Consider the following 13,125-nt stretch of genomic DNA (forward strand, 5'->3'; position numbering starts at 1 on the left):
TTGGTCAGTAATTCCAAATTCATTTATAATTGGCGAATCCAATGAAGTGAATCAGATTACTATTTCACAACTATTAGAGAATACGAGTGATCAAACACAAATTGTAACTTATACGGTAACTCCTGTTTCTGGTGCACAAGGATTTTGTAATGGACCTGATTTTAATGTTAACGTAACCGTATTACCTAAACCAAAACTAATTACTCAGAATATTGGCGGTTGTAGTGGGGATTTAATTACATTATCTCCAATTACAAATTTACCTAATCAGATTGTTCCATCCGCAACTACTTATACGTGGACTTATATTGATAATCCGAATGTATTAGGTGAAGCAAATGGTGGACCAACTACAATTTTTAGTCAAACATTAGTAAATCAAAGTAATATTACCCAAATTGTAGAATATGAAGTGACTCCAATTTCAATGGGTTGTGCTGGAAATCCATTCACAGTAAATGTAGCTATGAGTCCTAAATCAACTATTTTTGATTACGCAGTTGAAGTTTGTAGTGGTAATTCGTTTATTGTAATCCCACAAAATGGTCTTCCAGACATAAATACTATTGTTCCAGCAAATACAAAATATATTTGGACAACAAATACTAATATATTTTTAACCGGATATTCGGATCAAACCATTCTACAAACTTCTATTAGTCAAGTTCTTTTAAATAGTTCAAATATTGCGCAAGAACTTATTTATTATGTAACGCCGATTTCTGATGGTTGTCAAGGGACTACTTTTGAAATAGTAGTTACTGTAAATCCAACCCCAGCGATATTTTCAGTGCCTCAATTAACCGACACCCGTTGTAGCGGAGAGGCATTTACTATTATTCCTCAAAATGGAATTCCTGATGCGTTTACAATTGTGCCAACTGGCACAACATTTACTTGGACAGTTCCGCTCAACAATTTAGGGGCTACTTCTTCCTCTTTATCAGGTTTAACTACTATTAGCCAAGTGTTAATTAACCCAACTAATGCTATTCAATCAATTATTTATACGGTTACACCTAGTTCAGGAACTTGTGTTGGACTACCATTTGATGTTAAAATTTGGATAGAACCTAAGCCATTTATCCCAACCGTATTAAGAACAATATGTAATCAAACAGCATTTACATTAGCCCCAATCAATGCTCAACTTCCGACTCCTACAACGATTGTTCCAAATATTACTAAATATACTTGGGGGGCTCCAACAGTAACAGGAGGAGTAACAGGTTGGGCAACCGGAACAGACGCGTTATTTTTTAATAGCGGAATATTAGACAATCCAACGCCATTTATTCAAACCGTTACTTTCCAAGTCACACCATCGTATTATGTAGCATCTAATCCTAATGTTGTGCAATGTGCTGGTGATCCTTTTGAAATTATTGTAACGGTTAACCCAAAAGTTACGCCAAACGAAGTTATCACTAATGTATTGTGTCATGATTCAGTTCCTTTATGTGCTGGCAGTATTACTCTAAATCCTACAGGAGGAGCACCATTTATTTATCTCTGGACTTCTTTGAGTACTCCTGCAAATCCACTTGGTAATCCAAGTGATAGAGATCAATTTAATTTATGTCCAGGAGATTATAAAGTAGAAATTACCGATGGCTACAATTGTACCTATTCGTTTACTTATACTATTGCACCTCCTACTCCTATAACAGAAACATTAATTATTCATCAGGATATTTCATGTAATAATACTGCAATACCACCATGTGATGGCTATGTAGAATTGGCAATTTCAGGAGGAACTCCTTTATTAACTCCAACAGTTTATGGATATAATTATTATTTTGAATGGTATAAAGAATCTGCAACTATTTCTGGTTTATTCGATTATTTAGTTTCCACTGGCAGACCAATTTTACCAAATGCTTGCGAGGGTAATTATAGACTAAAGGTTACTGATGCTAATGGTTGTATTTACTGGTCTCAAATACAGGCTATATTAAAATTATTTGTTCCAATTAGTGTTGTTGAATCCGTTTCTGATTATAATGGGTCTTCCGTAAAATGTAAAGGAGATTCAAATGGTTTTATTCATGATTTAATTTCAGGCGGTTCTGGATTATATACGTATACTTTAACAAATGATGTAACACCTTTAGTAATTGTAAGCAGCGGTAGTTTAAGTGCCGGCGGAGTAATTCCTCCATTAAATACGGCTTTAAATATTGATAATATCCCTGCTGGTAATTATACATTAACTATTCAAGATTCAGCATGTCCTTATGATATTGTATTACAATATCAACTAACAGAACCAACTCTTTTACAATCAAGTATTAACATTATTACCCCAATACTTTGTAATACAGGAAAGGCAACTTATGAAGCAATACCAACTGGAGGCACTTCTCCTTATAGCTATATTTGGTCACCAAGTGGTGAGACTATTTCAATTGCTACTAATTTACCCGCAGGGCCTTATAGTTGTTTAATTACTGATGTTAACGGTTGTACCATTACAAAATCTGGTGCAATAATTGAGCCAACAGCATTACAAGCAGTAGCCTCAGTATCTTCTCCAATTTTATGCTTCGGAGGAACCGCTTCAATAACGGTAACTGCAATAGGGGGAACAGAACCATACACTGGAACAGGAGTATTTACAGGTATTAACGCAGGAATGTCGCCTACTTATGTCGTAAAAGATTTTAATGATTGTCAAACATCCGTTTCGATTGTTGTTCCAGAGCCACCTCTATTGCAGGTAACAGCAGTTATAACAACACCTGTTGCCTGTTTTGGAGGAAATGCAACAGTAACAGTAACTGCAATTGGCGGTGTGCCAGGATATACAGGAACAGGGTCATTCTTGGTTCCTGCTGGAGTTAACATTCCATTCACAGTTACTGATTCCAATGGTTGTTCTAAAACAGTTTTTATCAATATCACACAACCGTCTCTTTTGGTCGCCACTGCATCAGTTACATCACCAATATTATGTAATGGAACTACGGGAGTGATTACAATTTCTGGCTCAGGAGGAACTCCTTTTACTATACCGCTTCCTTTATATAACGGAACAGGACCAATAACTGTAAATGCAGGAACTGGAACTTATACAATTAGCGATGCAAATGGATGTACAGCTATAACACCACCATTTACAGTAAACGAACCTTCTCTTGTAGTTGCTACTGCCACAATTACCTCACCTATTTTATGTCATGGAGGTACTGCTACTATCAACGTTAGTGCAACTGGCGGAGTAGTTGGAACAGGATATACTGGTGATATAGGAATTTATACAGGCGTTCTTGCAGGAACCTATACTTACATAGTAAAAGATTCTAATAATTGTGTATCCAATGTAACTATAACAGTACCAGAACCACCATTATTGGTTGCTACTGCTACTATAACATCTCCAATATTATGCAATGGAGGAACTGCTGTGGTTACTGTTTCTGCAACTGGAGGAGTTGCGCCATATACTGTAGTAGGTAATTATACTGTCATGGCGGGTATTTATTCTTATACAGTTGTAGATGCTAATAATTGTTCATCAACTACAACTATTACTGTTACACAACCTGGATTATTAGCATTTACAATTAAAAGTGTTACCAATCCAAATTGTTTTCCTAATAGGTTATATGATAATGGGTCGATTTGTATTAAAATTTCTGGAGGAACATCACCATTCCCGATAGGTACAGGCTGGGTTCAATCTATAACAAATCCAGATGAATGGTGCCGCTCTGGGTTAAGCGCTGGTTCCTACACAATTTCAATCTCTGACATTAATAATTGTCCAGCTACCAGTCAACCAATTACTTTAACAAGACCAACCCCATTAACAGCATTTGCAACGTCTAACGTTAATGTTAATTGTCCTATAAAAGAAGTAAGTCAAACTAATTATGTGTTTGCAAATGGTGGAGTTCCAGGATATACTTTTAGTTGGTCTGGAGGAAATGCTTGTGTCCCAGTTAACCCACAATGTATGACAACATCAGTAAATGGAGCTTATATTGTAGATGTAAATGATGTTGAAGGAAATACTCTTGGATGTATTCCTGTTCAAGTTCCAATTAATGTGAATTTGCCAGTTATTGGAGATGCATTGATGAATATTGCTTCAAATTCTGGCACTATTTGTGGTAATTTTGCAGTGAACGACCCAATTACTCTGACTAATATTTCTACAGGAAATTATACAAGTATCCAATGGTCAGTAGACGGCATTCCGATAGGATCTACCGATTCAATCATTCATAATTTCACTACCATAGGAGATCATACCATAACACTTTTGGTTAATTATGCCATAGGTGGTGTGACCTGTACCTACACTGTTTCTGAAACGATAGCTATAACAAAAGGATACGATATGGTTGTCCCTACTGGGTTTACTCCAGGTAATTATGATGCTATTAATGACACTATTAAACCAGAATTTAACTGTATGGGTGTAGTAGAAATGAAGGTTTATGATACTTGGGGATCTCTTTTATATGTAGAGTCTGGAACATCCTTAATTGGCTGGGACGGAAAAATAAATGGCCGTGAGAGTGAAAACGGAAACTATATAATTGTTGTAAGAGCAACTACATTATTTGGTGCAGAGATTAATTATAATGGACCATTTACTTTATTAAAATAATTTTTTAATTATGAAAAAATCAATAATACTAATTTTTCTCTTGTTTACTTTCGGAAAAGTTAAAGCACAAGATCCAATATTCACTCAGTATTTTATGATGCCCGAGACTATTAATTCTTCATTTGCTGGTGCAAAAGAGGGTGCAAAAGCTGGTATTATTCACAGAACGCAATGGCCTGGAATTGATTTTAGTATCAATACTCAATATGCTTATGTTGATAATTGGTTTGAAGAAATTAATAGTGGTCTTGGAATAAGTATTTTAAATCATAAAGAAAGTACTACAAGATATAATTTCACTCAAGTAAATTTAAATTATTCTTTAAAAGTTCAAATTAATGATGATTGGTATTTTAGACCCAGTTTATCTTTTGGTTATGGTAGTAAGGATTTTGGTTTTCAGGACTTGTTATTAGGAGATCAGATAGATATTAACAATGGGATTATTTATTCAACAAGTATAGATCCATTATTATTAAATGAAAAAATTAATTTTTTTGATATTAGTACGTCTATGCTTTTTAATAATGAAAAATCCTGGATTGGTATTACACTAAAACATCTTAACAGGCCAAATATTTCAATGGCATACAATGGTAATAACCAAATCGATATGTTTGTATCGGTTCATTCCTCCATAGAAATTCCATTGAATACATTGTATGGCAGGTTTGATAATGAAGACAGTATTTATTTACTTACCAATTTCATGAAACAGGGTGAATACAATAGAATTGATTTTGGTCCTCAATATGTAAATGGAAATTTTTCTGTTGGTTTATTGGCAGCCACAAACCCAATTAGAAGAAATCCAAATAGCCATTTTTTAACCTCGATTAATGCCTATGCAGGATTTAAATATGAAGGATTTAAATTTGGTTATTCCTACGATTTTAATACTAGTAAAATTGGAAAAACAGGAGGAGTATATGAAATTTCAATTTCATATGAATTTGATAAAAGCGATAGATGTTGGGGATGCCCAAATTATTATTAATACATTATTTGCATTTATTATTGAGTATTACAAAGAGTTAATGTATTACAAAAAATATAATTTTTGAATAGGTAAACTTAAATAAAGTAAGATTATAAATATTGATAAGAAAATTAAAAAATTATTTCATTTGTTTTTTTGATTTTTACTATAAATTCAGTCGTTTCTAAATATTTAAAAATAAGTAAAGATTAAATTAATTGACTATTTAGTAATAAATATTTTCATCAAATTAGATATAATTTCTGGGTATTTTTTAACCAAATTAATTGAAATTTCTAAGGTTTGGCTTGAAGTTTAATAAAAAAACTTCACAAGAAAATTGAGGAGCTTTTTATTTATAAATATTCCAAAGTTCGTTCTAAAGCCATTCCTCTAGAACCTTTTATTAGTAAGGTTTTGTTTTCTAATTTTATTGAAGTTAAAAACTGAGTAAATTCATCAAAAGTGTTGTAAAAATGGAAGTTGGCATTTTGAATTTTATTTGAAAAAAAATCTTTTCCAACAAAGTGACATTCAAAGGAACTATTATCCTTTAAAAAATAGACGATGGCTTTGTGTTCTTCTAAGCTTTCTAGGCCTAACTCATACATATCTCCAATGATTACGATTTTATTGTCTTTATCCAACTGGATAAAGTTTTCTAGGGCTACTTTCATACTACTTGGATTAGCATTATAAGCATCTAAAATAATTTCATTTGTACTTTTCATCAATAATTGTGACCGATTGTTTTCGGGGACATAACTCTCAATAGCTGTTTTAATATCATTAGTAGAAATATCAAAATAATTTCCAATTGTTATTGCTGCGTTAATATTATTAGCATTATAAAGCCCAATTAAACGTGAATTAATTTCAACATCCATCGTAACAATTTTTACAAATGGATTTGCAACAATGCTATCTATGTAAACATTTGCAGTGGTCTCGTTTTGGCTAAATGTGATTCTTTTAACATTAATAGTTTTAGTGTTTTGGATTTCGTCGTCCAGATTTACAAAAACTGATTTATGGTTTTCTTTTAGAAAAGTGTACATTTCACTTTTACCTTTAATCACTCCCTCTACTCCGCCAAAACCTTCAAGATGGGCTTTACCAAAATTAGTTATATATCCATAATCTGGCTGTGCTATTACACACAAAAATTCAATTTCTTTTTGATGATTAGCCCCCATCTCAACAATTCCTAATTCTGTTTCTTTTGTGAACGATAATAAAGTTAAAGGAACACCAATATGGTTATTCAAATTGCCAACGGTAGCGATAGTTCTGAACTTTTTTGACAAAACAACATTAATTAGTTCTTTAGTAGTTGTTTTACCATTACTTCCTGTCAAAGCAATAATTGGAAGTTTCAAAAATTGTCGATGATACTTTGCCAACTCTTGAAGTGCTTTCAAACTGTCTTCTACTAAGATGGTTCTATCATCTATATAATATTTTGGATTATCAATTACTACATAACTTGCCCCTTTTCCTAATGCTTCTTTGGCAAATGTATTCGCATCAAAACGTTCCCCTTTTATGGCAACAAAAAAAGAATTGAGCTGAATGTTTCTGGTATCTATGGAAACTTTATTGCACTTTAAAAATAAATGATGTATGTTTTGAATTGTCATCTTCAGTAAGTTTAAAATAAAAAAGCCCTTAAAATTAGGGCTTTTTGGTATTATTTAAAAACTAAAATTAGTTTCTAGCTCTTTTTTTCTTATCCGCTTTTGGTCCAACTCTAGACATTGCACATCTAAATCCAATAAAATCAGTAGCTATATCTTGTGGAAAATACCTTCTTTGTGCTGGGTCTAACCAATAGGCTCTGTCTCTCCAAGAGCCCCCTTTATATACTCTTACATCATTATTGACTAAAGTAGTTCTTTTGTTTGATTCGTCATATTTCTTAACCATGTTACCTAAACTATCTATAGAAACGTTATGTTTAGGAGAGTCATACATTCTTTGGTCATCTCTTAATTTTCCTTTTTCATCACCTTCTTCTGAAGCACCAAATTTGAAATATCTAGTTGATTGTTTGTCACCATCACGATAATTTCTATTGTCAGATTTATCAAAGTTTTGTCTTAAATAAGTTTCTTTATCATCAACAGGAACTTGAGCTATTTCTCCTGGCAAGTTTCTTGCTACAATTTTTCCATTAGGTAAAGTTTCAAATTTTTGTGTTTCACTAGTAACTAATTCTACTTTACCATCTTCCCCAATTTTATCTTTCATGTAAACATTACCTCTGTAATAATTGAAATCATTTGCTTCATCATCCACAATCGGTCTGTAAACATCCGCAACCCATTCGGCTACATTTCCTGCCATATCATATAATCCGAAATCATTTGGTGGATATGATTTTACTTTATTAGTAATATCAGCACCGTCATCAGACCAACCAGCAATTCCACCGTAATCACCTTTTCCTTGCTTGAAGTTAGCCAATTGATCTCCTCTAAATTGTCTTTTCCCTGATCGGGTGTAACTTCCAGACCAAGGATATTTCTTTTGCCCTTTATATGAATTATACTCTCTCTGACCTACATCAGATGCTGCTGCATATTCCCACTCTGCTTCTGTTGGCAATCTGTATTCTGGCAAAATTAAACCAGAACTTATTTGAGCGTAAACATTCTTAGGACTATTCCCTTGTGTATTAGTAGACCCTGCTGTTTTAGGAGCTGCACCCGGTTTTTGACCTCTTTTCAAAACAAGTTTTTCGTCTCCACCTTTTGCAGTAGAAGGAGAAGCAAGATAGGCATTTGTGCTAAAAACTTTATCAGCAGTCATATCTGTAACTTTAGCGTCTTTTTTCAAATATTTTTGTGTCTCAAGGACATTCTCATTTACACGATCTGTTCTCCATTTGGCAAACTCGGTTGCCTGAATCCAATTTACACCGACTACAGGATATTCTGCATAGGCAGGATGTCTTAAATAGTATTCTGTCATTGTTTCATTATAACCCAATCTGTTTCTCCATACTAAAGTATCTGGAGAAGCTCCTTCATAGATGTTCTTGTAATTCTCTTGATCTGGAGGAAAAACTGTTTTTAACCAATTAAGGTACTCCATATACATCATGTTAGTAACTTCTGTTTCGTCCATGTAGAATGACATCACATGTTGTTGATTTGGAGTATTATTCCAATCATGCATTACATCGTCAGCTACTTTACCCATAGTAAATGTTCCTCCTTCAACCATAACTAGTCCTGGTCCAGTGGCTTGTTTTTTGAAATTTGAAGCATACTGAAATCCTCCTTTTTTATCATTGATCTTCCATCCAGTGGCTTGAGAACCCCCTTTTGAACTGGACTTTTTACTACAATTAGTAAAACCAATCATTATAACTAATGTTAGTACTAATTTTACAGCAATAATTTTGTTTACTTTCATACTTTTTAGTAGGTAATAAATTAGTTGCGCAATATAAGAATTAACCCTTAAACTGCAACATTTTTTTAAATTAATAGTAAATTTGCCGTCTTATGGCTAATTTGATATATAACGCAAAAATAATAGTTTTATTGTATTTTGCTTCAAAAAAAAATTTTTTTTGCATTTTTATACTAATTTAAAGAAATTTACGTTTACTGTTCACCATGAAAAAGATTATTACAATTTACTTTTTTGTTTTTAATATACTCTTTGTTTTTTCTCAAGACCAAGCAAGCGTAACATTGAATTGGACTGAAAAAAAAGAATTGGCTTATGGGAAAACCTCTTACAACATTCCTCAGTTTGACATTTTAAACCTCCAGTTTGATAGTTATGCTAGAACTTTAAAATATTGCTCGAGAGTAAAACTTAATGGCCTTGCAAATGAAAATGGTTTACAATTATCCAATATTATTTATGAACCAATTCTAGAAAGTCAACTTGGTGATTTAGCAGTAAAAGAAATTCCAACTTCCTTAAAATATTCCTTCAAAAACATCATTGCTCGTGATATATATTTCGGACAAATTACAATATCTCCTATAATTAAAGAAGGAAATTCATTTAAAAAATTAATTTCATTTAGTTATTCTATATCGCAAAAACCTCCTAATAGCGTTCAAAAATCTTCTAATAATGTTAGCAGTGTTGAAAATTCAGTTTTAAGCACCGGAAAGTGGTACCGTTTTTATATTGAAACTTCTGGTGTCTATAAAATTACCAAAGGGTTTCTTCAAAGTTTAGGATTGGACACTAATGTTGACCCTAGAAAAATTAAAATATACGGAAACGGTGGAAGAATGTTACCGCTTTTAAATTCATCATCTTATCCTTCAGACTTAGAAGAAAATGCTATTCAATTTATAGGGGAAAATGATGGTGTTTTTGATAGTTCGGATTACATTCTTTTTTATGCTGAAGGACTTGACAATTGGAATGATGATTATAAATCAAACCTAAATATATATGCTGACAAATCTTATTATTACGTAACAACGACTGGCGATGCTGGTAAAAGGATTACTGATATGTTTCAGCCAACAGATAATCCTACTACCACCATAACAACTTTTGATAATTACCAATTTTATGAAAAAGATAAAATAAACCTAGAAAAATTAGGAAGAATTTGGTTTGGAGAAGATTTTAGTTACAATAACGAACAAGAATTTAAATTCAAAATTCCCAATTTAGTTACTTCATCTCCAATACAGTTATCTGTTCATGTTGCTTCAGTAGCAAGAACAAATTCTAAATTTAAAATTGAAACTAATAGTCAATTAGCTGGAAATATAAATATTAATGTAAATAGTGGTACTTCTACTGCAAAAATTGGGGAGAAAATACTAATTTCTACTATTACTTCTTCCACCGAAGATGTAACAGTAAAAATAACTTTTGACAATCTGGGTTTTCCAAGTGCAAAAGGATATTTAGATTTTATCAACATCAAATCGACTTGTAACTTAAAAGGATTTGACAAACAATTTAGATTTCAATATGACCAGGCAATTTCAAATTTTGAAATTGGAGAGTACCAAATTTCAAATGCTTCAAATATTACCCAAGTTTGGGACATCACAGACATCTATAATGTATCAAAAGTAGAAAATAATAATCAAAGTGTTTTTTCATTCAAATCTACACTTGGTGAAATCCGAAAATATATTGCCATTAGTAATGGCGATTATTTATATCCATCCAAAGAATCCAAATCAAAAGTGGTTAACCAAAACTTAAAAGGCAACATCTTTACTAATTCACAAGGACAATTTCAAGATATTGATTATTTAATTATAACGCCCAAATTCTTAAATGCGCAGGCAGAAAAACTAGCCAACTTTCATAGAAATAATTCTAACATGAGTGTGAAAGTTGTAAATTTAGAAGACATATATCAAGAATTTTCTTCAGGAAAACAAGATATTGGCGCTATTAGAAACTTTGCTAAGTATGTTTACTTTAATGCGTCTTCAACAGACAAACGCATTAAATATTTGAATGCTTTTGGAGATGCCTCTTATGATTTTAAAGATAGAGTTTCCAATAACACTAATATTGTTCCAATATACCAAGCTTTAAATAGTTTTACAGAAGATGAAGTGTCTTTTGCTTCTGATGATTTTTACGGCATGATGGATAATGATGAAGGCAGAATGGATTTTGGAACATTTACTTCCAACAGTGGTTTATACACAAATTTTGACTTGGGCGGAATAGATATTGCCGTTGGCAGAATGATTGTTAGTACTACACAGCAAGCCGAGGAAATGGTAAATAAAGTTATAGAATACCATGATATTAAATCTTATGGAAGCTGGAGAAACAACTATGTTTGTATTGCAGATGATCCTTCAACGGAAAAACCAGCTGATAAATTTTTACAATATTATCAAAACAGATTAGCCAATAAAATAGCTACCGAAAAACCATTCATCAACCTAAAAAAAATACTTTTAGACTCCTATCAACAAGAAACCTCTGCTGGTGGAAAACGTTACCCTAAAGCAAGAGAAGAAATTTTTACAGCTTTTGAAAAGGGAGCTTTGGTTTTTAACTATTTAGGGCATGGTGGTCCAGAAGAACTGGCAGAGGAAAGAATATGGGAAAATTCAGATGGACAAAATTTAAATAATAGGTATAAATACCCATTGTTTATTACTATAACCTGTGACTTTTCAAGATTTGATAATCCTTACAGACCCACTGCAGGCGAATTCACTTTCTGGAATCCTAAGGGTGGCGCTATCTCAATGATAACCACCATTCGATCCATAAATCAAGGTGCTGCACAGAATTTTAATGACACACTAGCGCAATTTCTTTTCTCCTTTGGAAGTGATCAATATTACTCAATGGCAGATGCGCTGAGACTTGCAAAAAACACTAGCCCAAACACAGCAACAAATGTGGTTTTTTATCTTGGTGATCCTGCTGTAATGCTAGCTATACCAAGACCCAAAATAGTACTTACAAAAGTAAACGAAATGCCTGTAACCGGCCCAATAGATGATTTTAAATCTTTGGCTTATGTTAAACTTTCTGGAGAAGTTTTAGATGAAAACAATAATTTGTTTACTCAATACAACGGTGATTTAACAGTAAATATTTTTGACAAAAAAATTACATTAACCACATTAAGAAATGATGGTGCAGACGCAATAAACGAAACAGGACAAACAGCTACGAATATGTCATTTAACATTTTAGGAGAAACTATTTTCAGAGGAAATGCTTCCGTAACTAATGGAAGATTTGAATTTGGTTTTGTAGTGCCAAGAGATATTCGAATACCAGTTGAAAAGGGAAGAATTAGTTTTTATTCTAAAAAAAATCAAATGCTTTTAGATAAAACAGGATACAATACCGATATTAAAATTGGCGGCATAAATACCAACGCAGTAGCAGACAACATAGGTCCAAAACTAAAATTATACATGAATGACGAAACTTTTGTCAATGGCGGAATAACGAATGCAGCGCCTTTTTTATTAGCCCAACTAGAAGACGAACATGGGATAAATACCGCTAGCGGAATAGGTCATGATATTATAGGCATTCTTGATGGTGATGAAACAAAGCCCTATATTATGAATGATTATTACCAAACAGAATTAGATGATTATACCAAAGGAAGAGTTTACTTTCCATTCAGAAATTTAGCGGTTGGTTTACATACCTTAACATTTATTGCATGGGATGTGTACAACAATAAAGTTACTGAAGACATACAATTTGTTGTTGTAGGAGATGAGAATATCGCACTTGATCATGTCTTAAATTATCCAAATCCTTTTGTAAGTTACACCGAGTTTTGGTTCTCACATAATAGACCATTTGAACCCTTAGAAGTACAAGTGCAAGTGATGACCATTACTGGCAAAATTGTATGGACCAAAAACCAAATAGTAACAACCGATGGGTTTCTTTCTAGAAACATTACTTGGGATGGCAAAGATGATTTTGGAGACCGAATTGGCAAGGGAGTTTATGTCTATAAACTGACTGTAAAGTCAACTTTATCGAATAAAAAAGCAGAAAAAATAGAAAAACTTGTAATCCT

5 protein-coding genes are annotated in these 13,125 nt (G+C 32.7%); 3 read left to right on the forward strand and 2 right to left on the reverse strand.

Annotated elements, in window-relative coordinates:
- Both ACOYLT_RS07150 and ACOYLT_RS07155 read left to right on the forward strand, forming a co-directional pair.
- Window positions 1–4,621 (forward strand): PKD-like domain-containing protein (locus tag ACOYLT_RS07150; RefSeq protein ID WP_422853178.1); only part of this gene is annotated, 4,621 nt, incomplete at its 5' end.
- A gap of 10 nt (window positions 4,622–4,631) precedes the next feature.
- The gene (locus tag ACOYLT_RS07155; protein ID WP_422853179.1) at window positions 4,632–5,618 is read left to right on the forward strand and encodes a PorP/SprF family type IX secretion system membrane protein; all 987 of its coding nucleotides are present in this window, start codon (window positions 4,632–4,634) and stop codon (window positions 5,616–5,618) included.
- Between the two features lie 338 nt (window positions 5,619–5,956).
- On the opposite strand, the gene ACOYLT_RS07160 is transcribed toward ACOYLT_RS07155, so the two are convergent.
- Both ACOYLT_RS07160 and gldJ read right to left on the reverse strand, forming a co-directional pair.
- A complete protein-coding gene (locus ACOYLT_RS07160) occupies window positions 5,957–7,240 on the reverse strand; it encodes a UDP-N-acetylmuramoyl-tripeptide--D-alanyl-D-alanine ligase (protein WP_422853180.1) in 1,284 nt (427 codons plus the stop codon).
- A gap of 67 nt (window positions 7,241–7,307) precedes the next feature.
- Complete coding sequence (gldJ, locus tag ACOYLT_RS07165) at window positions 7,308–9,020, reverse strand: gliding motility lipoprotein GldJ (RefSeq protein WP_422853181.1); 1,713 nt, start codon at window positions 9,018–9,020, stop codon at window positions 7,308–7,310.
- Window positions 9,021–9,226: 206 nt separating this feature from the next.
- Here gldJ and porU point away from each other — a divergent pair.
- A partial coding sequence (porU, locus tag ACOYLT_RS07170) for a type IX secretion system sortase PorU (protein ID WP_422853182.1) occupies window positions 9,227–13,125 on the forward strand: 3,899 nt, incomplete at its 3' end.

The sequence above is a fragment of the Flavobacterium sp. genome (assembly GCF_049318185.1).
In the GTDB taxonomy this organism is placed as follows: Bacteria; Bacteroidota; Bacteroidia; order Flavobacteriales; family Flavobacteriaceae; genus Flavobacterium.